Genomic DNA, 21,780 nt, shown 5'->3' on the forward strand with positions numbered 1-21,780 from the left:
GGGGAATCCCGCTGTCTGTAATGCAACGCAACAATCGGGGGCCTCAAGACAGGAATTTTTTGCCGCGCCAGTCGTCAGACCTTCGCATTAAGGGTTATCCCGCATCTCACATTTTCATTTCACTTCAATGACTTATGTGCAGGTTGCCGCGCTTGAAGGGCCAAAATTGTTCTTCTTTTTTGAACAAAGAGTTTAATAGAACTACTTTTTTACCCTCTGGGCAACGACTAAGCTTATGCCATCGCGTTACCGCGCTGCAGCGAAACTGCCCTGCGGCAATGCTCACCCCCCTGTTGTGGAGTCCATCATGAAGACCAAGAACCTGATTCTCGCCTCGCTGATCGCTGTTGCCGCTGTTCCTGCCTTCGCTGCCGGCGTGCAAAACAAAGACCCGTACACCAACGGCCAGGCCGTGACCAAGGCTGACCCCTACACCGATGGCGCCCGCAAGGCCGACGTCTACACCGACGGCGCCGTGCGCAAGGCCGACCCGTACACCGATGGCGCCCTGCGCAAGGCGGATCCGTACACCGACGGCGCGCTGGTCGGCAAGGCTGACCCGTTCAGCGACGGCCAATAAGTCGTCGATCTGCTGTCCGCATCACCCGTATCACTCTCCCTCCCCGACGCCGGGGGCCCCAGTTGGCACCGGCACCGGCTTACCTAGGCGGCCTTTTGGCCGCTTTTTTTTCGCCTACACCCGCAGACTTCACATGGCGAGCCCGGACTTTTCCCCCTCAAGGCCGCGGCCGCACGTCCGATAGAAGAGAATCCATTCGTTGGCGGGTAGCCTTCCCCTGGACCCGTTGCGCCATCACGTGCCCCGCCACGGCCGATCTCTGAACATCAACATGCGCAAGCGCATCGCTATCGAACACCTGCGGGTGGGCATGTACCTCGACGAATTCGTCGGCTCCTGGCTGGAACACCCGTTCTGGCGGGCCCGTTTTCGCGTGGAAGATGCTGCCCAATTGCAACGCCTGCGTACCAGCGGAGTGCGTGAGGTGTGGATCGACATCATGCGCGGCACCGACGTGGCCGCCGCCAATGCAGCACCTCCGGCCCCCCCCGAGGTGCCGGCGCCGCCCGCCTGCGCCGCCGACGCCGGCATCGCCCTGCGCCCCGTCACGTATGCGGAAGAAATGCGCCGCGCCGCCCGGCTCATCAGCAAGGCCGAGGTGGCCGTGCAGGCCATGTTTGCCGATGCACGCATGGGCCGCACGATCGAAGCGCGCGACGCACTGCCGTTGGTGGAAGCCATTTCCGGCTCGGTCGACCGACACCCCAGCGCGCTGACCAGCCTCGTGCGGCTGAAAGCGAAAGACCGCTACACGTTCTTGCATTCAGTGGCTGTGTGCGCGCTCATGGTGTCGCTAGGCCGTCAGCTGGGGCTGTCAGACGACGAAGTGCGCGACGCCGGCCTGGCCGGGCTGCTGCACGACATCGGCAAGATCGCAATCCCGCCCGAGGTGTTGAACAAGCCCGGCGCCCTGACCGACGCTGAATTCCGCCACGTGATCGTCCACCCGCAGGCCGGGCACGACATCCTGGCCGGCGACAGCAGCATGCGCGACATCGCACTCGACGTCTGCCTGCACCACCACGAGCGCATGGACGGCACCGGCTATCCGCACAAGCTGGCCGGCGAAGGCATCTCGCTGTTTGCACGCATGGGCGCCATCTGCGATGTGTACGACGCGGTGACGTCCGACCGCCCGTACAAGAAGGCGTGGGAAGCCGCCTACGCCGTGCAACGCATGGTCGAATGGCGCGGCAATCATTTCGACCCGATGGTGTTCAACGCCTTTGTCAAAAGCGTGGGCATCTATCCGGTGGGCTCGCTGGTTCGGTTGCGTTCGGGCCGGCTGGCTGTGGTCATGCAACATGCGCCGGGCGCGTTGCTCACGCCCACGGTCAAGGTATTCTTCTCGATATCGTCGGGCACGCGGATTGCGCCCGAACTCATCGACCTGGCGCAGACCGGCGACCAGATCGCCTCGCGAGAAGAACCCCGCGACTGGGGCCTCACCGACCTCAACGAACTTTGGATACACGGCGACTGATCCGTAGCCCCTTTCTGTGGCGCTTGTTGGCATGGCTTGCGCTGGGCTGGCTGGCGAGCAGCGCATCGGCCTTCGCAGAACAACCACTGCGGATCGGCTCAAAACGCTTCACCGAGTCTTACGTGCTAGGCGAAATCCTCACGCAGACCGCAAACCCGCGCGGCCCCGCCGAACACGTACCGGGCCTGGGCAACACCGCCATCGTCTTTGCCGCGCTCAGGAACGGCAGCATCGACGTCTATCCGGATTACCTCGGCACTATCGCCGCTGAAATCCTCCACTTGCCCGCCGACCAGGCAGCCAATCCCGATCAAGCCGCGCTGCTGGCCGACGTCAACCGCGGCCTTGCGCCGATGGGCCTGGCGGCCGGCGTGCCGCTCGGCTTTGAAGACACCTACGCGCTGGCCATGCGCGAAGCCGATGCCGAGCGCGAACACATCCGCACGCTGGCCGACCTCGCCACGCATCCGGCGCTGCGGCTTGGGCTGTCGCACGAATTTCTCGGCCGCGCCGATGGCTGGCCGGCAATTGCTCAGCACTACAAACTGCCGCAGCACCCGACAGGACTCGACCACGGCGTCGCCTACGATGCGATGGGCGCCAGTCAGGTCGACGTGATCGACATCTACTCCACTGACGCCAAGATCCGCCGCGAACATCTGCGTGTGCTCGACGACCCGGCGCACGTCTTCCCGCGCTATGACGCCGTGTTGCTTTACCGCGCCGACGTTGCGCAGCGGCATCCGGCGCAATGGCAGGCGATCAACACACTCGCGGGGCACATCCAGCGCGACGACATGGTGGCAATGAATGCAGCGGTCGAACTCGAGGGCCAGTCGTTCTCGCAAGCGGCGCGGCGGTTTCTCGCTGGGCATGGCAACGCGCCGGCTGCCACACCGACCCGCGCGTTCTTCGCCCGGCTGACGGACGGCCTGGGGCGGCTCACGCAACGGCATCTCGTGCTGGTGGGCATTTCCACCGGCGTTGCCGTGCTGCTGGGCGTGCCGCTGGGCCTCGTGGCCGCGCGTCGCCCGATCAAGCAGCCGATCCTTGCGATCGTGGGCGTGCTGCAGACAATTCCGTCGCTGGCACTGCTGGCGATGCTCATCCCCGTCGTCGGGTCGATTGGCGTCGTACCGGCCCTGATTGCGCTGGCGGTCTATGCGCTGTTGCCCATCGTGCGCAACACCATCGTTGGGCTGGAACAGGTACCCGACGGCCTGCGCGATGCGGCATTGGCGCTGGGGCTTACGCCGTCGCAACGCACCCGCGTGGTGGATCTGCCGCTGGCGCTGCCGGTCATCCTCGCCGGCGTCAAAACCGCCGCGGTCATCAGTGTGGGCACGGCGACCATCGCTGCGTTCATCGGCGCCGGCGGCTATGGCGAGCGCATCGCGACCGGGCTCGCGCTGAACGACAGCGCAACGCTGCTCGCAGGCGCCATCCCCGCAGCAGTGCTGGCGCTGCTCGTGCAGGCCGCGTTCGAGTTGGCCGAATGGTGGCTGCGCCGGCGCAGCGGCAGCACCCCACCGCGCTAACGAGCACGCGCGCGGGCGTTCCATTACCATCGCGGTCATTCCAGCCGCCCAGCACGCTCCGCTTATGACCACGCTTTCGTTTTCCACCGCCCTGCTCGTCGCCGCAGCCGGCGTCTATGCCGGCGCCCAAAATGCCCTCGCGGGCGGCGGGTCGTTCATCACGTTTCCGGCGTTGCTGCTGGCGGGGCTCAACCCGCTGGGCGCCAACATGACGTCGACGATCGCGCTATTCCCGAGCCAGATCACCTCGTCGATCGCCGGACGCAAACTGGCCGGCGGCGTCGATGCCGGCGAGCATCACCTCTCGCTCAAGCAGCTCATTGTCATCAGTCTGGTGGGCGGCGTGCTAGGCGCGCTGTTGCTGCTGGCGACACCGCCTTCGTTCTTCGCCAAGCTGGTGCCATATCTCGTGCTGTTTGCAACGAGCGTGTTTGCGTGGGGCAGCTTCCGGCGCAAACCGCTGCACGCGGCATCGGGCATGTCGACCACCGCGCTGGCGACCGCGCAGTTTGCAATTGCCATTTACGGCGGCTACTTCGGCGGTGGGATCGGCTTCCTGATGCTGGCGGCGCTCACCGTGGCCGGCCAGCAGGTGCGCATGGCGGGTGCGACCAAGAACGTGCTCGCCATGACGATGAATGCATCCGCCGTGGCGGTGTTTGCGTTCTCGCCGCAGGTGAACTGGGCGGCCGTGGTGGCGCTAGGCATCGGCGGCATCGCGGGCGGGTTTGCTGGGGCCTGGCTGCTGCATCGGCTGCCGGAAAAGGTGCTGCGCGGCTTCGTCGTCATCGTCGGGATCATCCTGACGGTCTGGCTGTTCATGCGCGCTTGAACGCTGCATCCCGCGTTGTCTTGACAGCGTTTGTCCGACAGGCGGTTCAGTCAACGCCGACTGTCTGCCGGGTGGCCGCTTTCCTATTGTGACGTTAGGGATGCACGTCGTGGCACGCGGCATGCGTGCCATGAAGCCGCCCCCCGTTTCGCAACAAGGAGAACGAGCATGCAAGCACGCAAGATGTCGAGTCTGGCCGCCGCGATCGCCGTGGCCGCCTGTGCGTGGATCGGCGCGGCGCCCGCGCAGGCCCAGCAGAAGGACCACAGCGCAGTGACGGGCGTCGATAGCCCAATGGAGGGCCCGCGCACCCAGGTTCAGCGCAACGCCGATGCTGCCGCCAACCCCGGCTATCACAACAAGGCCACTGGTGCGCAACCGAAAGCGACGCCCGGCACGCTCAAGCAGAAAGTCCATCGTGCGCATGTGAAGACCGACAAGTGGGTCGACAAGCACGTCACGCACCGCCGTGGCAGGGGCATGGCGACGGCGGAATCGTCGTCGGACCGCGCCTTCTGGTCGCGCCGCGCCAACCAGTGCGATTCGCTGGCGGGTGAAGCCCAGCGCGTCTGCCGCGAACGCCGCTCCGACGCCGCGGGCAGCATGCAGTAACGGCATCCGCCCATGAAAAAAAGCCGACGTTTGCGCGTCGGCTTTTTTCATTGCGGCAGCGTCTGCGTCAGACGATGCCGGTGGCGTAGAACACGGCAATCACGAAGAACACGGCCAGTGTCTTGATGATCGTCACGCAGAACACATCGCGGTACGCTTCGCGGTGCGTCAGGCCCGTGACAGCCAGCAGCGTGATCACGGCGCCATTGTGCGGCAGCGTGTCCATGCCGCCCGAGGCCATCGCCGCCACACGGTGCAGCACCTCCATCGGAATACCCGTCGCCTGCGCGGCCTGCACGAACTGATCGGCCATTGCCGCCAGCGCGATGCTCATGCCGCCCGACGCGGAACCGGTGATACCTGCAAGCGTGCTCACCGTCACTGCTTCATTGACGAGCGGGTTCGGGATCGCGCGCAGACCCTCGGCCAGCACCAGGAAACCCGGCAGCGTGGCAATCACGCCACCGAAACCGTATTCCGAAGCGGTGTTCATCGCGGCCAGCAAGGCGCCCGACACCGCCGCCTTGCTGCCGTCAGCAAAGCGGCCCTTCACGGCGCGGAAGCCAAACACGAGCACCACGATGATGCCGATCAACAGCGCGGCCTCCACGGCCCAGATCGCGGTCAGCTTGTCGGCTTCAACGGTGAGCGGCTTGGGCAGGCCCGGCAACGCAACGGTGACGACCTTGCCGTACCACGCCGGAATCCAGCGCGTGAACACCAGGTTCATCACACCCACCAGCACCAGCGGCGACAGCGCGACGAGCGGATGCGCGAGCGTGCCCGTCTCGGCGGTTTCGGGCTCGTTCACCAGCTTGGTCAGGCCGTGGTCATAGCCATGGCCATTGCGCAGCGCTACGCGGCGGCGCCATTCCAAATACGACATGCCCACCACGATGATGAACAGCGCGCCGATAGTCCCGAGCCACGGCGCAGCCCACGAAGTGGTGTGGAAGAACGTGGTCGGGATGATGTTCTGGATCTGCGGCGTACCCGGCAGCGAATCCATCGTGAACGAAAACGCGCCCAGCGCGATCGTGCCCGGGATCAGGCGCTTGGGGATGTTGCCCTGGCGGAACATCTCCGCCGCAAACGGGTACACCGCAAACACCACCACGAACAGCGACACGCCCCCGTACGTCAGCAGCGCGCACACCAGCACGATGGAAAGCATCGCCCGCTTGGCCCCCACCACGCGGATGACCGACGCGACGATCGAGCGCGAAAAGCCCGACAGCTCGATCACCTTGCCGAACACGGCACCGAGCAGAAACACAGGGAAATATAGTTTGACGAAGCCGACCATCTTCTCCATGAAGATGCCGGAGAACACCGGCGCCACAGCCAATGGATCGGTCAACAGCACCGCGCCGAGTGCGGCCAGTGGTGCAAATAGGATGACGCTGTAGCCGCGATACGCGGCGAACATCAGGAACGCCAGCGCAGCCAGCACGATGATGACGGACATCGACAATCTCCTCGCATGCTTTTCTTTTAAGAGCGAAGGATTGTATGTCGCGATGCAGCAGATTCCGTTACGCAATCACGCGTATTGAACTGGCGGCGGAACTGGCGTTCGGGCGCGCCGGATGCGCGTCTTCGTCACGTTGACGATGACGATCAATGACGATGTCCCCAGCCTCCTTCGTGCCCCCAGCCCCCTCCATGGCCCCAACCGCGACCACCCCACCCCCGGCCACCCCAGCCGCGATGGCAGCCCCAGCAGCCGCCCCCGCCGATCCACACGCTGCCGAAAACCGGCGCCGGGTACACCGGCGCTGGGTAATAGGCCGGCCCGTAGTAGTAATAGGGGTCGTACGGATAGGACGGATACGCTGGCGCAGGCGCCACGACTGCGGGGGCGATCGGGTTCCCGTAGGCGTCGTAATACGGCGCGACCACGCAACCCCCCAGCAAGACGACCGCGCACGCGGCCACCGCGCCCGGCAGGATGACGGCACGACGGCGACGTTGCAGTGTGCGGCTCATGATGTGCTCCGTTGGACGCATGTGCATATGCGTTCGACAGCGTTTGGTTGCTTCAATTCCAAGGACTTCGTATACCGCCGCAGCGAATCCTTGCCGGATCACTTACCATGACCGCTTCGCCGCCCACGCTGGGGAGAGATCGAGGCAGGCGATGCCCATAGAACACTGGAGGACACATCCATGCAAGCCACGGCAGCGCCCACCCACGGCGATGGGGCACCGGCACCCGCCATCACTGCGGCCACCCGACGCAAGGCCATCATCGCCGCCACCATCGGCAACGGCCTCGAATGGTTCGACTTCACGGTCTACAGCTTTTTCGCCGTCATCATCGCCAAGCTGTTCTTCCCCACCGGCAACGACTTCACCTCGTTCATGCTCACGGTCGCCACGTTCGGCGTGGGATTCTTCATGCGCCCCGTCGGCGCTGTCGTCCTTGGCATCTATGCGGACCGCGTGGGCCGCAAGGCTGCGCTCACGCTCACCATCATGCTGATGGCGATCGGCACGGCCATCATCGGCCTTGCACCGACGTACGCGCAGATCGGTATCGGCGCGCCCATCCTCATCGTGATCGCGCGGCTCATCCAGGGCTTCTCGGCGGGCGGTGAGGTCGGTGGCGCCACGGCGTTCCTGATCGAGTATTCACCGGACGAACGGCGCGGCTACTTCGCAAGCTGGCAGCAGGCGAGCCAGGGCATCTCGTTCATCCTGGGCGCCGCCATGGGTGCGATCGTCACGAACGGTCTGTCGCCGGAGCAGATCGATGCGTGGGGCTGGCGCATTCCGTTCCTGTTCGGCCTGTTGATCGGGCCGGTCGGCATGTACATCCGCTCGCACCTGCACGAGCCGCCCGCCTTCGCAGCGCAGAAGGCAAAGGCGGCAAAGGAGTCGCGTCTGGCACCGCTGTCGCAAGTGCTGCGCGATCATCCGCGCGAGGTGCTGGGTGGCCTGGGCGTGACGATTCTCTGGACCGTCTGCACCTACACGCTGGTGTTCTACATGCCGACGTATGCAAAGCAACAGCTGGGGCTGCCCCTGGGCGCGACGTTCCAGTCGACGGCGCTTTGCGGCGCGATCATCTTCGTGCTGTGCCCACTCATGGGAACGCTGTCCGATCGCATCGGTCGCAAGCGCATGCTGGGCACGGTGGCGCTTGTCATCGCAGCAGCGGCGTATCCGCTCTTCCACTGGCTCAACGTCAACCCGACGGTGCAGACGCTGCTGCAGGTGCAGGTGATCCTGGGTGTGTTGCTGGCGGCGTTTACGGGTCCGGCGCCGGCCGTGCTGGCCGAGCAGTTTCCGACGGCGGTACGCTCCACCGGCCTGTCGATTTCGTACAACCTGGCGGTCACCATCTTCGGTGGTTTTGCCCCGCTGATCGTGACGTGGTTGATTGCCAGCTCGGGCAGCAAGCTCGCACCGTCGTACTACGTGATGGCCGCTGCCATCATCAGCGTGTTTGCGCTGGCGCTGATGCACGACCGCACGGGCAAGCCGATCGAAAAATGATCGCGTGAAATAGCCCCGAAACGAAACTAGACCGAACAACGGCCGGTGGATCATCCCACCGGCCGTTCGTCTTTTGCGGCAAGCAACGCCGCGTTCTCCAGCACACGCACACCGGGCGCATCCACCCGCGCCGCCATGACGAGCGCCGCCGCAACCGATTCCGCCGGCACCGGCCGCCACGTCTTGGGCACCATCCATCCGATTGCGCACGACAGGCCTTGCGCAATGCGTTCACCGAGCCGAAATTCTGCGCGCGCGCCGAGCAGCAGCGAAGGCCGGACAACCGTCACCGACGGAAAGCCGATCGACAAGATTTCGGCCTCCACCTCACCCTTGCAGCGGTTGTAGAAAACCCGCGAGCGCGCATCGGCGCCCAACGCACTCACCAGCAGAAAATGATGCGCGCCAGCGGCAAACGCGCGCCGCGCCAGTTCAGCCGGATACGCGACATCAACGCGCCGGAATGCCGCCTGGGAACCGGCCTGCCGGATCGTCGTGCCAAGCGCGCAGATGACGATATCGGCGGCAAACGCAGACTGGGTTTCGGGCGCATCGAGGCGATCGAAATCGACCACGCATTCGCGCAATCGACCGGGCGCCGCCTGCCCTGCTGTCAAGGCCCCGCGCCGCCGTACAAGCGCGGTCACGCCGCCCGCCCACGGCTGCGCAACGAGCCGATGCACCACCGCGCGGCCCACCAGCCCGTTGGCGCCGGCCACCAGAACGGACGGTCCGCGCGGTTGCTCCGGCGCTTCGCCGCCCGCCGCGAAGCCTTGTCCGACAGGCATTTGCGCACTCGACATGATGTTCTCCATGAAGTTGGCACAGGCGCTGGGACACAGTGTACGGCGTCTGACGAACCGGTTCGCTGCCGTGCTGCCTGCGCGCTTTCGGTGCGTTTCCGGCGTAAAGAACGCTGGCGGAAATGCAAACAAACCGCGTCGGTATAGGGTGTTTCCCGGATGCTCGCCCGCAAACCCAGGCGGGACAAGTGTCGGCTGCAAGCAACGGCCCGCAAACCCTTGCAGTTAGGGGATGTGCAACCCTTCGCAACGGTGATATAAAACGGGTCGCAGTACAACGCTGTCCAACAAACCTGAAGTGGGGAACTGACATGACGACCAAATCCGAACTCGTAGCCGCCATTGCGAAAGACGCTGAACTGAGCAACGCCGCCGCCGAGCGCGCGCTGAACTCCGCGCTGGAAAACATCAAGAAGACCGTCGCCAAGGGCGGCACCATCACGCTGGTTGGCTTCGGTTCGTTCTCGTCGGGCAAGCGTGCTGCACGCACCGGCCGCAACCCGCGCACCGGCGAAGCCATCAAGATCCCGGCAACCAAGACCGTGAAGTTCACGGCTGGCAAGGGCTTCAAGGACGCCGTGAACAAGAAGAAGTAAGAGTCTTCTGCCGAGCCCGGCATGCATGCCGGACCGGGAGACTTGCAAGGGACCCTACGGGGTCCCTTTTCTTTTGGTGCATTTGGTTTGACCTGGCGCTACGTCAGGCGACCGGCCACAAGCCCACCAGATAACCGACCGAACCGACACGCGCGACAACCGTGTCAGCATCGCACTCTGCATCGAGCCATGCCGCGGCGCCCTGCGGGACATCGTCAGCGCCGATCGACAACACGCCGTGCACGCAATACACCAGCCATTGCATGCCCCGGTGCAAGCGCGGCAGTGAACGGCGCTCGCCGGCCGTCAGAGCAATGGCCTCGGCATGGTGCGCCCAGGCGTCGCGCCGCGTCATCACGTTGAAATCCGACAGCGGTGCATCCAGCGTGGCATGCACATCGGCTTCACCGGGAAAGCGCGCGGGGGCCTCGCCGGGCGCGAGCGTCACGGCTTCGGCGTCGGCGCGGTGCATCGTCAGCCGGCCGCCCGCAATCACCGCCAATGAGCGATCCATGCCGGCAAAACGCGAGAACGGCCCGGCCGCATCCACCTGCGCGGTGCTCACGCGCCAGTCGAAATTGTCCAGCGTGGCACCTGTCGGTGCGATGGCGATTTCGGTTGTGACACCGCCTCCGTTCTTCCACGGCATGCGGCGCATTGCATCTGCAGGAATCAGTTTCATGGACTGCGCAGGAGGTGATAAGCCAGACGCGCCGCAACGCGCACGGTGCGACGGTCCTGATCGTATTCGGGGTTGGTCTCGGCGATATCCGCCACGCGCACCTTGCCGGTCGCGCAAACGTGCTGCACGAGGGCTTCGAGCATCGGCAGCGTGATGCCATAGGCCGCGGGTGCGGAAACGCCCGGCGCCACGGCGGCGGCCAGCACATCCATGTCGATGGTCAGGTAGACGTGATCGGCATCAGCCAGCCATGCATCGAGATCGGCCGTGCGCGCATCGAGGTGCCGCTCCTGCATGACGGTGTCTTCCACGTAGTGCGCGTGCAGCGCGTCGGCGCGGTCGAACAGCGCGGGCGTGTTCGACAGGCGGCTCACACCGAGGCAGCAATACGTCAGGTCGATGCCGTGCGCGGCGCAGTCTTCGGCGATCTGGTCGAACGGCGTGCCGGAGTTGCCGGGGCGGCTCGTGCGCAGGTCGAAATGCGCATCGAAATTGACGACCGCAAGACGCCCGCACCAGCCTTGCTTCTGCCAATGCTGGCGCAGGCCCTGGTAGGTGCCGAAGGCAACCTCGTGGCCGCCGCCGAGCACGACCGGGCGCGCGCCGGCATCAAGCAACTCGCACACAGTTTCGCCAAGTGTGGCTTGCGCGCCTTCCAGATCGCCATCGTCACACGTGACATCGCCCGCGTCGGCGAGCACCGACAGGCCATGCGCGGGCACGTTGGCCAACGCACGGCGAACTTCCCGCGGGCCCAGTGCCGCACCCGCACGCCCGTGGTTGCGCACCACGCCCGCATCGCACGCAAAGCCCAGCAGCGCGGGCACGCCGGACAACGTCGTCGCATCATGCGACAGCACAACCTGGAACAGGCGCGTCACGTCACCGCGCTCGCCGGTGTCGTCACGCCCCTGCCAGACGGAGGCATCGAACATCGTCCTCATGCGCGTGTCAGCACCGCTTGCAGGAACGAACGCGTGCGCGCTTCCTTGGGCTCGCCAAAGATGACCGACGGCGGCCCGGCTTCGACGATGCCGCCGCCGTCCATCACCACCACCACGTCGGCCACCTCGCGCGCGAAACCCATCTCGTGCGTGACGACCAACATCGTCATGCCTTCCTTGGCGAGCAGCTTCATTACTTGCAGCACTTCACCCACGAGTTCCGGGTCAAGCGCGGAGGTCGGCTCGTCGAACAGCATCACCTTGGGCCGCATGGCCAACGCACGGGCAATGGCCACGCGCTGCTTCTGGCCGCCCGAGAGACTTGCGGGCATCGCATCGGCCTTGTGTGCCAGGCCCACTTTCTGCAGCAGCTCGCGCGCCTCCGTTTCAGCTTCGTGCTTTGACTTGCCACTCAGCATGCGCGGGCCCACCGTGACGTTGTGCAGCACAGAAAGATGCGGGAACAGGTTGAACGACTGGAACACCATGCCAACCTGCTGCCGCAGTTGGTTCAACTCGCCATCGGGCAGCAACTTGCCGTCGTCGATCAGGCGCTTGCCGCAGATGTCGATGGTGCCGCCTTCGGCTATTTCCAGCCCGTTGCAGCAGCGCAGGAACGTGCTCTTGCCCGAGCCGCTGGGGCCGATGACGACCACCACCTGCGAGGCGTCGACTTCGAAGTCGATGCCCTTGAGCACGGTGTGATCGCCATACGATTTGGTAAGCCCGCGAATCTGGATCATCGGGACATCCAGCGCAGATTTCAGAGTTTGCGGGTTCGCATTCGCCATATTCATTGCACCATGCCTCCCGCACGGATGTTGCGTTCAAGCCGATGCAGCAGATAGCTGGCGGCACTGGTCAGCACCAGGTACACCAGCGCAATCGCCAGATACACCTCCAGCGAGCGATACGACACGCTGATGATCTTCTGCCCTTCGTGCATCAGGTCGTGGATCGTGAGCAGCGACACCAGCGCCGAGTTCTTGATCAGCGCGATGAACTCGTTGCCCAGCGGCGGGATCATCCGCACGACGGCCTGCGGCAGGATGATCGCGCGCATCGACTGCGCTGAAGACATGCCGATCGAGCGTGCCGCCTCCATCTGCCCGCGATCCACCGACTGGATCGCACCGCGCACGATTTCCGAGACATAAGCGCCCGAATACACGCCCAACCCCAGCACGCCGCACACAAACGCCGGCAGCAGGATGTCGAACTGCGGCAGCCCGAAGAACAGCAGGAAGAGCTGCACCAGCAGCGGCGTGCCACGGATGAACGTCACGTACACCGTGCAGATGCCGTAGATGAGTCGGCGGCGCGGGTTCAGCCGCCCGATGCCAATCAGCAAGCCGAGCACGCAACCGAGCACCAGCGCGGCGGCCGTCACCTCAACCGTGACGAGCGCACCGCGCAGGATGTCCGTCCAACCGGCCCAGACAGGAGAGAAATCCAGTTCCATCAGCGTGTCCGTCGGTCGTTACTTAACTGCGGCGCCAAACCACTTCTTGACGATCTGGTCGTACGTGCCGTCGGCCTTGATCTTCTCCAGCGCGGCGTTCAATGCCTTGGTCAGCTCGGGCTGGTCGCGACGCACGGCAATGCCGTATTCCTCGGTGGTGAGTGCCGGCTCAACCAGACGCAGGCCCGGACGCGCCTTCACGTAGTACGCGGCTGCGGGGCGGCCCGTGACGGCGGCATCGGCGCGGCCGATCTCGACGAGGTTGAACATCTCGTTGTTCTTCTCGACTTCCACGCGTTCGACCTTCGGGTAGTTCTCGCGCAGGTAGTTGACCGATTTGGTGCCCACCTGCACGCTGACCTTCTTGCCGTTCAGATCCGCCGGCGTCTTGATGGCCGTGTTGCCTTGCTTGACCAGCGCGACCAGGCCGCCGTGGTAGTACGGCACCGTGAAGTCCACCACCTTCTTGCGCTCTTCCGTGATGTAGATGCCCGAAATGGCCACGTCGAAGCGGCGCGAGATCAGGCCCGGCACGAGGCCCTTGAAGTCGATGTCGGTCCACTCGACCGGGCGGCCCAGGGTGCGGGCCAGCGCATCGATCAGGTCCACATCAAAGCCGGTGCGCTTGCCGTTTTCGACAAACTCCATCGGCGCGAACGTGGCGTCGGTAGCCACTCGCAACGGCTCCCCAGCAGCGTGCGCAGCGGTTGCGAAGGACGCCGCAGCGGACAACGCCACGGCACAAGCCAGCATCGAATGCATGAACTGACGACGATTCCCCATGAGTGGTCTCCTTGTGTGATGCATGTGGGGTGAGAAAAAAGAATCGGAAAAATCGAGAATTCAAAGGTCCTGCAGCCGTGCGGAAATGGACGCAGCCGCTGCAACGGTCATGTCGATCAGGCGCTGCTCCTTGCCGCGCACGCGCGTTGCAGGCGCCATCAACGTGATGGAGCCGAGCGCGTGGCCGGGCAGCCGGAACACCGGCACGCTCACGCCCCAGACGCCCGGGTCGACCTCGCCTTCGGACAGCGCATAACCGGCGGCGCGAATGTCATTGAGTTCGGCTTGCAATTGCGCCTGAGTGTCGGCATCGACGGCCAGCAAATCGGCGAGGATGGCGCGCGCCGCAGCGGGCGGCATGAAGGCGAGCAACGACTTGGCGGAAGCGCCGGCCAGCAGGGGCACCCCGCGCCCTTTCTCGAACGAGCAGCGCAGCGACTGCTGGCTCTCGACCATCTCCAAGCAGACGGCCTGATCCTTGACGGCCACGACCAGCCCCACCGATTCGCCCGACTCGGCCACGAGTTTGGCCATGCCAATGCGCGCTTCCTGCACCAGATGCGAAGCGTGGTCGAAACCGAGTGCGAGCTGCAAGCTGATCGGCCCCGGGGCATAGGTGCCGGCCGACTCGAGCACGAAGCCCCAACGCTTGAGCATCGCCACCTGGCGGTACAGCGTGCTCTGCGGCAGGCCGGTCAGTTCGACCAGCTCGCGCGCGGCGACCGGGCGGCCATGGCGGGCGATGGTGGCGAGCACCATCAGCACGCGGTCCGAACCGCTCGTGGCGGCAGCCGATTGTGCTAGCGAAGTGCCCAAGCCCGGCTCGGTCATCGCGAAACTCCGTCGAGTGATGTTGCGACGGAGAATGCGACGATTTTCTCAATGCATCAATGCAACATTCCCATTCAACGGGAATACAGTGCGAATTCGGTATTTACACCTAGGACGCTTCGGTCACATTCCAGGCTTCCTCGTCCAGGCGCGCCTCCAGAAACGCGACAACGGCGTGGGCGGACGCCTCGCTGCGGCACGTCGTCAGCGCGGCGTACAGCGGTGCGGCCAAGCCGTTGAGAAAGTCGATCGGCGCTTCCGGACCTTCGGCGAGATAGCGCTGCAAGGCCGAGAATGCGCCGGCCTGGCTCAGGCGCCAGTCGGCGATCGAAGCCTGCCGTACGTGGCGCGGCGCAAGCGGAGCGGCCGGCACCGGCTTGGGCGGCTTGGGCGGCTTGGGCGGCTTGGGCGGCTTGGGCGCGATCTTGATGGGCGCGCGGCTTGCGACATGGCCGTCGGCAATCAGGCGCGCGAGGTCTTCGGCACGGTCGTCGATATCGGGGCCGGCGCTGCTCAACTGCGCCAGGATGTCCGCGGCGCAGCGCTCGCCATTGACCAGTAGCAGGATCGCCCGCTGCCGATGCGTGACGTGCCCGCTGCGCGTTTGCAGTTCCTGCGTGCCGCGCTCGGTGCGCGACAGGATGTAGCTCGGATCCACCGTCCCCTCCCTTGTTTTTCATGCGTCTGTTCGATGAAGGGCCAGTCTAGAAAAACCTGGCGCGGCGCGGACCATTTGAACGCAGCTGGGCGCGCGATACCGACTATCACGTGCGCTCGATTGCGTTCGCGCGGACGACCGGCATGGCGATCGATCATCAAATCTGGATTGAAACCAGATCGACTCACAAGCCCTTTATCGTCCGCGATTGGAAATCTACAGTGCAGCGCATTGCCACCCAAACGGAGTCTCACCATGTTCATCCGCCCCGCCCTGCTTGCCGCCGCTGTGCTGACGTTGCCGACTGCGCTCACCATCACCCCGGCTGCGGCTGCGTCCGGTGCAGACCTCATCCGCGCCGACCACATCGCCGCAGCGGACACGCCGCAGGCCGCAGCCGCCGTGCTGGCCGCGCGCCGCTACGCCACCTTCTGGCATACCGGCGATGCGCGCTATGCCACCGAAGCGCTGTCGCCGTCGTTCGTCGACCGCACACTTCCAGCCGGGCGCGTGCAGGGCACGCAAGGTCCGCTCGACGCATCCAAGGCGTTCCGCACGGCAGTGCCGGACATGCGCGTGGCGATCGAAGACATGGTTGTCGCCGGTGACCGCGTCTCGGTGCACCTGCGCTTTCGCGGACACTTCACCGGCGAGTTCGGCCGCACGCACGGGCAGAACCAGCCGATCGATTTCCAGGCCTTCGACCTGTACCGGATTGCCGACGGCAAGATCGCCGAGAACTGGCACCTGGAAGACAACCAGACGCTGCTGCGGCAGATGGGCCTTCAACCGTAATCCTCACGGCTTCATTAACGCCCATTAACAGCCCGGCGCACCGCTCCCGCTATGCTTCCGCGCAGCTTGCAGACCGCTTTGGCGGCTGCCAAAGCGTCAGAAGAATCGAGCCAATCAACACATAAGAACATCTTCGGGAGAAGCACATGGGCAAGGGGTTTCAGGGCGCGCTGCGCGCCTGCGCGAGCGCGCTCGCGTGCGCGGCGGTGCTGGGCGCAACGGGCTTGACGGGCGCTACGGCAGCCCACGCGCAACAGGCCAGCGATCGGCAACAGGAAATGAAGCAGGCGTGGGCGGCCGCCAAGGCCGCCGCGAGGGTCGGCCCCACGTCGATCGAACTGCGTGACCAGGCCACACTGAAGATCGGCAAGAACGAGGTGTTCATTCCGCAGCCGGCCGCCGGGCAGCTCATGCACGCCATGGGCAACAGCAACAACCCCGACATGCTCGGCCTGGTCATGCCCACTAGCGACGAAGACGAATGGATGGTCGTCGCCAAGTACGAGGCCTCGGGCTACATCAAGGACGACGACGCCCGCGACTGGAACGTCGACGATCTGTACAAATCGCTCAAGGAAGGCACCGCCGCCGCCAACGAAGAGCGCGAGAAGCGCGGCATCCCCGCACTGGAAATCCAGGGCTGGGTCGAGCGTCCGCACTATGACGCCGCCACGCACCGCCTCATCTGGTCGATGGCGGCGCGCTCCAAGGGCCAGCCCGCAGATGATCCCGGCGCGGTCAACTACAACACCTACGCACTGGGGCGCGACGGCTACATCAGCCTGAACCTGATCACCGGCCGCAACCACGTCGACGCCGACAAGCCCGCCGTGCAGAAGCTGCTCGCCGATCTCGATTTCAAAGACGGCAAGCGCTACACCGATTTCAACGCGAAGACCGATAAGGTGGCCGAGTACGGTCTGGCCGCGCTGGTCGGTGGCATCGCTGCCAAGAAGCTGGGCCTGTTTGCGGTGATCGCCGCGTTCCTGGCGAAGTTCGCCAAGGTGGCGATCCTGGCGGTGGCAGGCTTTGGCGCGGCCATCGCCAAGTTCTTCAAGCGCAAGCCGAGCGCATAAGCCGTGGCCAAGCTGCTGATCCTGCTGTTTTCAGGGCTGAAGTTCGGCAAGCTGCTGACCACCGGCGGCACGATGCTGCTGTCGGTGGTCGCCTATGCCTTCGTGTTCGGCTGGCGCTATGCGGTGGGATTCGTGGTGCTTCTGTTCATCCACGAGATGGGCCACTTCATGGCGGCGCGGCAGCGCGGGCTGGCCGTGGGAGCGCCCACCTTCATCCCCTTCGTGGGCGCATGGATCGATTTGAAACAGCAGCCGATGGATGTGGAAACCGAGGCCCATATCGGCCTGGCCGGGCCCGTCGCCGGCACGGTGGGCGCGATGCTCTGCTACGGGCTCGCGCGCTACACCGACAGCCAGTTGCTGCTGGCCCTGGCCTACGCGGGCTGCTTCCTGAACCTGTTCAACCTGATCCCGCTCTCGCCGTTTGACGGTGGACGGATTACGGCGGTGCTGTCGCCGCGCATCTGGTTTCTGGGCGTACCGGTGCTGGTGGCGCTGTTCATCTGGCGGCCGAGTCCGATCCTGATCCTGATTGCGGTGCTGGCCGTGCCGCAGTTGATGAAGGCCTGGCGGTACGACCCACACGCGCCGGAAAACCGCGCGTACTACAGCATCTCGAACGAATCGCGGTTGACCTACACCGTCTACTACATCGGCCTGGTCGTGTTCCTGGCGATGATGAGCCATGAATTGCACGACATGCTGGGCAGCGTGCGCGCATAAAAAAACCTCCGCTGGTGCGGAGGTTTTCTTGGATCGCCGGAGCGATTCGCCTTAGGCGAAGTTCTTGGCAACGAAGTCCCAGTTGACCAGGTTCCAGAACGCCTCGACGTACTTCGGACGGGCGTTGCGGTAGTCGATGTAGTAAGCGTGTTCCCACACGTCGCAGGTCAGCAGCGGCTTCGCGTCGGTCGTCAGCGGCGTGGCGGCGTTGGAGGTCGACACCAGATCCAGCGAGCCGTCGGCCTTCTTCACCAGCCAGGCCCAGCCCGAACCGAACGTGCCGATGGCCGTCTTGGTGAACTCTTCCTTGAACTTGTCGAAGCTGCCCCACTTGGCGTTGATGGCGTCAGCCAGCGCGCCGGTCGGAGCGCCGCCGCCTTGCGGCTTCAGGCCGTTCCAGTAGAACGTGTGGTTCCAGACCTGTGCGGCGTTGTTGAACACACCGCCCGAGGACTTCTTGACGATGTCTTCGAGGCTCAGGTTCTCGAACTCGGTGCCCTTGATCAGGTTGTTCAGGTTCGTGACGTAGGTCTGGTGGTGCTTGCCGTAGTGGAACTCCAGCGTTTCCTTGGAGATGTGCGGCGCCAGAGCGTCTTGGGCGTACGGCAGCGGGGGGAGCGTGTGTTCCATTTTTCTTGCCTTCTGTGGGTTGTACAGGTTGGGAGCGACGATTGTAGGAGACTTGCAAAACCGGCGCAAACCGCAGGCTAAATAGTCGGAATACCCGCTAAACGCGTGCGGAATCGCGATCATTGCCGCTATAAGGTCATGCGCTGGTCACAGTTCGAGCTTCGGTTGCACCCGGGCGATTTCGATGTCGGCCGTGCCCTGCGCCAGCCTCGCCTCGATGTGCGCCCGGGCATGCAGTGCGTTCGGATCGCGGATGGCGTGGCCCTTGTCATCGAGCAGCACCGCATACCCGCGCTCCAGCGTGCGCTGCGGCGCCAGCAGTTCCAGGCCGGTATGCTGACGCGCCAGGCGTTCCTGGGCGCGAGACAGCGTGTCCCGCATGGCGCGTGCCAGCGTCGCTTCGGCTTGCTGGAGGCGCGTGCGCTCTCGCGTGGCATCCGGGCGCGCCGCGTTCAGGCGCATCGTCAGGAGACGCTGGAGATGTTCCGCCCGCTGCACGCGGCCGGTGAGGGCAAAGCGCAGACGGCCCTCCAGATGGGCGAGTTGCGTGCGGCGTTCGCGCATCTGCGCCTGCGGGCTGCGCAGGCGGCGCGCGAGCCAATCGACGGTCTGGGCGCGGCGATCGAGCTGGCGGCGGAACTGCGCGGACAGCGCATCCCAGTCGCGGCCCACATCGCGCAGCATGCGGGCACGATCGGGGCTGACGAGTTCGGCCGCAGCAGTCGGGGTGGGTGCGCGCACATCGGCCACAAAGTCGACGATAGTCACATCTGTTTCATGCCCGACACCTGCCACGATGGGAATTTCGGATGCCGCCACCGCACGGGCCACCGGTTCTTCATTGAAGGCCCACAGGTCTTCAATGCTGCCTCCGCCCCGGCACAGGATGACAACGTCGACCTCTGCCCGGGCATTGACCCGTTCCAGCATGGCAGCGATACGCTCCGACGCACCGGCACCCTGCACCGGCACGGGATACACCACCACCGGCACATGCGGCGCGCGCCGGCGCAGCGTGGTCAGCACGTCGCGCAAGGCCGCCGCCTGCAGTGACGTCACCACGCCGATCGCGCGCGGATGCCGTGGCAGCGGCCGCTTGCGGTCGACGTCGAACAGGCCTTGCGCCTCCAGCGCGGCCTTCAGCCGCAGGAAAGCCTCGTACAGATTGCCCAGGCCTGCCCGGCGGATGGCTTCAACGCTCAATTGCAGTTCGCCGCGCGCTTCATACAGCGTGACCAGCGCGCGAACCTCCACGGCCTCGCCTTCGCGCGGGGTGAAATCGGCGTACTGGTTGCGGCCCTTGAACATCACGCAGCGGATCTGCGCGGCTGCATCTTTGAGCGAGAAATACCAATGGCCGCTGGCCGCGCGCGTGAAGTTCGAGATCTCGCCGCGCACCCAGCCCAGCGGAAAGTTGCGTTCAAGCAGCCCCGCAATGCGGCGATTGACATCGCTGACGGAGAGCACCTCCTGCCCGCCCCGGTTCGGTGCTGACGCGGCATCAGGTGCAGCCGACACCTCCGGCGCGGATGTGGCCGTGGGTGCAGTGGCATCCATCCAAAACGGGCGGCGGGAAGACGGTGGCGGGGTCATAAGTGGTGCGAGGAGCGCAAAACGATGAGGCTTTGGGGCGACATCTACCTTGAATAGGGGAGGCAACTCACGCTGGCCGGGCTACCTGTCCACAGCATAACGTGCTTGTCAAGCTTGACAGAGGTGAGGTGACGCGCTCTGTGCATCTTGACGCAACCCTTTGATTCTTATGAAAAATCCACCCATGTCAAAATTTCAGCAGCGCAAGTAATTTCGTTCTGCGTCAAGCATTTAGCGCAAGCGCCCCAGGGATGTTCACAAAGTTATCCACAGCGGCGCTGGAAAACCGTGGTGTGACGCCTGGGCAGTGGATAAATCGGCCGTCGATTCTCACACGTTCGCGGCGAGCATCCCCATTTTTTTGAGCCTCCCCCCGGTTGCACAACTTTTAAGCGAAGTGCCGAACACCCTTTTGAATCAGTCACTTAAGTTGCTTGTCCGGGCAATGTCCACAACCCATCCACAAGACTGTCCCGGATCGCTGTGGATTTCCGGGCGGTTTTTTGAAGCACGCCCTCATTTTTCTCCTGATCAACGCCAAAACGCCGGTTGCCTCATTTTTGAGCACGCCATCGGACTTCCTTTTGGATCAATCACTTAGCGTGCTTGTTGAGGCAATGTCCACAAGCCATCCACATAACTGTCCCGCAACGGTGTGGATTACCCGCCGTTCTGCCGGGTCGGCGGCGTTTGTCCATGGATTGGCCAACGAAATGCCGCTTGCATATTTTTTAAGCACGGCACAGAACGCCCTTTCGCATCAAGCACTTAGTTTGCTTGTTCGGGCAATGTCCACAACCCGTCCACAAGACTATCCCGCGTGGCTGTGGATTGTGCGGCCCCCAACTTTCATGACAATGCGTTGACCATCGTCTGCGCATGTCGCGATGCTGCGCCATCGTGTTGCCGAGGCAGGTCCGACGCGCTAGAGTGCTGCCTGTTTTTGCCGCAACGGACAGCGTTCGGGGACGCGGACGGCACGAGCACCAAATCAGAATCACATCCTTTCACAACGACAAAACGGGTTGTCCAGTGTTTTCCATCATTCAAGCCGCCGGCTGGCCAATCTGGCCGCTGTTGATCGCCTCGGTGCTCGCACTCGCGCTCATCATCGAACGCTTCGTCGCCCTGCAACGTAAGAAGATCATTCCGCCCAAGGTGTATGACGAGGCGCTGGCCGTCGCGCATCAGCGCCGCGCCACGCCTGAAGTGGTGAACACGCTGGAACAGGGTTCGCCGCTGGGCCGGCTGCTAGCGGCTGCGCTGCGCCACGTGGTGCTGCATCCGAACACCTCGCGCGATGCCGCCAAGGAAGTGGTGGAAGAAGCCGGCCAGAACGTTGCCCACCGGCTCGAACGCTATCTGAACGCACTCGGCACGATTGCCTCGGTGGCGCCGCTGATGGGCCTGTTCGGCACGGTCGTCGGCATGATCGAGATCTTCGGCAGCCAGACCGCCGCAGGCACGAACCCGCAGGCGCTGGCGCACGGTATCTCGGTCGCGCTGTACAACACGGCGCTGGGCCTGGTGGTGGCCATCCCGACGCTGATCTTCTGGCGCTACTTCCGTGGCGTGGTGGATAACTACGTGGTCGAGCTGGAGCATCTGTCCACCACGTACCTCGACGCGATCCTGCCGCCGCGGCGCGGCTGATCCGG

The 21,780-nt window shown here is 64.5% G+C and carries 23 protein-coding genes; 11 read left to right on the plus strand and 12 right to left on the minus strand.

The features are described 5' to 3' along the window. The first annotated feature begins 307 nt into the window (after positions 1-307). The 5 genes from CFE42_RS04380 to CFE42_RS04400 all read left to right on the plus strand — a co-directional run bounded on the left by CFE42_RS04380 (position 308) and on the right by CFE42_RS04400 (position 5,045). The gene (locus CFE42_RS04380; RefSeq protein ID WP_004631860.1) at positions 308-580 is read left to right on the plus strand and encodes a hypothetical protein; all 273 of its coding nucleotides are present in this window, start codon (positions 308-310) and stop codon (positions 578-580) included. 271 nt (positions 581-851) lie between these two features. Beyond that, positions 852-2,063: an HD-GYP domain-containing protein gene (locus tag CFE42_RS04385; protein WP_004631858.1), complete on the plus strand. Its 1,212-nt coding sequence runs from the start codon at positions 852-854 to the stop codon at positions 2,061-2,063. Further along, positions 2,045-3,601 carry a glycine betaine ABC transporter substrate-binding protein gene (locus CFE42_RS04390; RefSeq protein ID WP_037044374.1) on the plus strand — a complete coding sequence of 519 codons (1,557 nt, stop codon included), beginning with the start codon at positions 2,045-2,047 and terminating at the stop codon, positions 3,599-3,601. The genes CFE42_RS04385 and CFE42_RS04390 overlap by 19 nt, the downstream gene beginning before the upstream one ends. 64 nt (positions 3,602-3,665) lie before the next feature. Next, positions 3,666-4,433, plus strand: a complete 768-nt coding sequence (locus tag CFE42_RS04395) for a sulfite exporter TauE/SafE family protein (RefSeq protein WP_004631854.1) — start codon at positions 3,666-3,668, stop codon at positions 4,431-4,433. A gap of 168 nt (positions 4,434-4,601) precedes the next feature. Beyond that, positions 4,602-5,045 carry a hypothetical protein gene (locus tag CFE42_RS04400; RefSeq protein ID WP_004631852.1) on the plus strand — a complete coding sequence of 148 codons (444 nt, stop codon included), beginning with the start codon at positions 4,602-4,604 and terminating at the stop codon, positions 5,043-5,045. 67 nt (positions 5,046-5,112) lie between these two features. On the opposite strand, the gene CFE42_RS04405 is transcribed toward CFE42_RS04400, so the two are convergent. Both CFE42_RS04405 and CFE42_RS04410 read right to left on the minus strand, forming a co-directional pair. Then, positions 5,113-6,513, minus strand: a complete 1,401-nt coding sequence (locus CFE42_RS04405) for a GntP family permease (protein ID WP_004631851.1) — start codon at positions 6,511-6,513, stop codon at positions 5,113-5,115. A gap of 152 nt (positions 6,514-6,665) precedes the next feature. Then, positions 6,666-7,034 carry a hypothetical protein gene (locus CFE42_RS04410; RefSeq protein WP_004631849.1) on the minus strand — a complete coding sequence of 123 codons (369 nt, stop codon included), beginning with the start codon at positions 7,032-7,034 and terminating at the stop codon, positions 6,666-6,668. Between the two features lie 180 nt (positions 7,035-7,214). Between CFE42_RS04410 and CFE42_RS04415 the strand changes: the two genes are divergently transcribed. Then, positions 7,215-8,546, plus strand: a complete 1,332-nt coding sequence (locus tag CFE42_RS04415; RefSeq protein WP_004631847.1) for an MFS transporter — start codon at positions 7,215-7,217, stop codon at positions 8,544-8,546. Positions 8,547-8,596: 50 nt separating this feature from the next. Here CFE42_RS04415 and CFE42_RS04420 read toward each other — a convergent pair whose 3' ends face one another. Next, positions 8,597-9,349 (minus strand): oxidoreductase, encoded by a 753-nt coding sequence (locus CFE42_RS04420; protein WP_004631845.1) that lies wholly within the window; start codon positions 9,347-9,349, stop codon positions 8,597-8,599. Positions 9,350-9,660: 311 nt separating this feature from the next. Between CFE42_RS04420 and CFE42_RS04425 the strand changes: the two genes are divergently transcribed. After that, positions 9,661-9,945: an HU family DNA-binding protein gene (locus tag CFE42_RS04425; protein ID WP_003272088.1), complete on the plus strand. Its 285-nt coding sequence runs from the start codon at positions 9,661-9,663 to the stop codon at positions 9,943-9,945. Positions 9,946-10,048: 103 nt separating this feature from the next. On the opposite strand, the gene CFE42_RS04430 is transcribed toward CFE42_RS04425, so the two are convergent. From CFE42_RS04430 to CFE42_RS04460, 7 genes are all read right to left on the minus strand, one after another. Next, a complete protein-coding gene (locus CFE42_RS04430) occupies positions 10,049-10,627 on the minus strand; it encodes a HutD family protein (RefSeq protein WP_004631833.1) in 579 nt (192 codons plus the stop codon). Further along, the gene (gene hutG / locus CFE42_RS04435; RefSeq protein WP_004631830.1) at positions 10,624-11,571 is read right to left on the minus strand and encodes a formimidoylglutamase; all 948 of its coding nucleotides are present in this window, start codon (positions 11,569-11,571) and stop codon (positions 10,624-10,626) included. Before hutG ends, CFE42_RS04430 begins: the two co-directional genes overlap by 4 nt. Beyond that, positions 11,568-12,368 (minus strand): amino acid ABC transporter ATP-binding protein, encoded by an 801-nt coding sequence (locus CFE42_RS04440; protein WP_004631828.1) that lies wholly within the window; start codon positions 12,366-12,368, stop codon positions 11,568-11,570. Before CFE42_RS04440 ends, hutG begins: the two co-directional genes overlap by 4 nt. Beyond that, positions 12,365-13,033 (minus strand): amino acid ABC transporter permease, encoded by a 669-nt coding sequence (locus tag CFE42_RS04445; RefSeq protein WP_004631827.1) that lies wholly within the window; start codon positions 13,031-13,033, stop codon positions 12,365-12,367. Before CFE42_RS04445 ends, CFE42_RS04440 begins: the two co-directional genes overlap by 4 nt. A gap of 18 nt (positions 13,034-13,051) precedes the next feature. Continuing rightward, positions 13,052-13,816 (minus strand): glutamine ABC transporter substrate-binding protein, encoded by a 765-nt coding sequence (locus CFE42_RS04450; RefSeq protein WP_004631825.1) that lies wholly within the window; start codon positions 13,814-13,816, stop codon positions 13,052-13,054. A 60-nt stretch (positions 13,817-13,876) separates the two neighbouring features. Continuing rightward, a complete protein-coding gene (locus CFE42_RS04455; RefSeq protein ID WP_004631823.1) occupies positions 13,877-14,647 on the minus strand; it encodes an IclR family transcriptional regulator in 771 nt (256 codons plus the stop codon). A 109-nt stretch (positions 14,648-14,756) separates the two neighbouring features. Next, positions 14,757-15,305, minus strand: a complete 549-nt coding sequence (locus CFE42_RS04460; protein WP_004631821.1) for a hypothetical protein — start codon at positions 15,303-15,305, stop codon at positions 14,757-14,759. 255 nt (positions 15,306-15,560) lie between these two features. Between CFE42_RS04460 and CFE42_RS04465 the strand changes: the two genes are divergently transcribed. The 3 genes from CFE42_RS04465 to CFE42_RS04475 all read left to right on the plus strand — a co-directional run bounded on the left by CFE42_RS04465 (position 15,561) and on the right by CFE42_RS04475 (position 17,899). Next, complete coding sequence (locus tag CFE42_RS04465) at positions 15,561-16,100, plus strand: ester cyclase (protein WP_004631818.1); 540 nt, start codon at positions 15,561-15,563, stop codon at positions 16,098-16,100. Positions 16,101-16,246: 146 nt separating this feature from the next. Beyond that, positions 16,247-17,176, plus strand: coding sequence for a DUF2167 domain-containing protein (locus CFE42_RS04470; RefSeq protein WP_004631817.1), 930 nt, complete (start codon positions 16,247-16,249; stop codon positions 17,174-17,176). A 3-nt stretch (positions 17,177-17,179) separates the two neighbouring features. Next, positions 17,180-17,899 carry a site-2 protease family protein gene (locus CFE42_RS04475; protein ID WP_004631815.1) on the plus strand — a complete coding sequence of 240 codons (720 nt, stop codon included), beginning with the start codon at positions 17,180-17,182 and terminating at the stop codon, positions 17,897-17,899. A 51-nt stretch (positions 17,900-17,950) separates the two neighbouring features. Here the strand turns inward: CFE42_RS04475 and sodB are convergent, their stop codons facing one another. Together sodB and xseA are read right to left on the minus strand one after the other, a co-directional pair. Then, positions 17,951-18,529 carry a superoxide dismutase [Fe] gene (sodB, locus tag CFE42_RS04480; RefSeq protein WP_009241368.1) on the minus strand — a complete coding sequence of 193 codons (579 nt, stop codon included), beginning with the start codon at positions 18,527-18,529 and terminating at the stop codon, positions 17,951-17,953. A gap of 147 nt (positions 18,530-18,676) precedes the next feature. Then, on the minus strand, positions 18,677-20,086 hold the full coding sequence (gene xseA, locus CFE42_RS04485) for an exodeoxyribonuclease VII large subunit (RefSeq protein ID WP_004631811.1): 1,410 nt from the start codon (positions 20,084-20,086) through the stop codon (positions 18,677-18,679). Between the two features lie 1,068 nt (positions 20,087-21,154). Between xseA and CFE42_RS04490 the strand changes: the two genes are divergently transcribed. Next, positions 21,155-21,775 (plus strand): MotA/TolQ/ExbB proton channel family protein, encoded by a 621-nt coding sequence (locus tag CFE42_RS04490; protein WP_004631809.1) that lies wholly within the window; start codon positions 21,155-21,157, stop codon positions 21,773-21,775. Positions 21,776-21,780: the final 5 nt, after the last annotated feature.

The sequence above is a fragment of the Ralstonia sp. PBBBR1 genome, from assembly GCF_002256165.1.
Classification (GTDB): Bacteria; Pseudomonadota; Gammaproteobacteria; order Burkholderiales; family Burkholderiaceae; genus Ralstonia; species Ralstonia thomasii.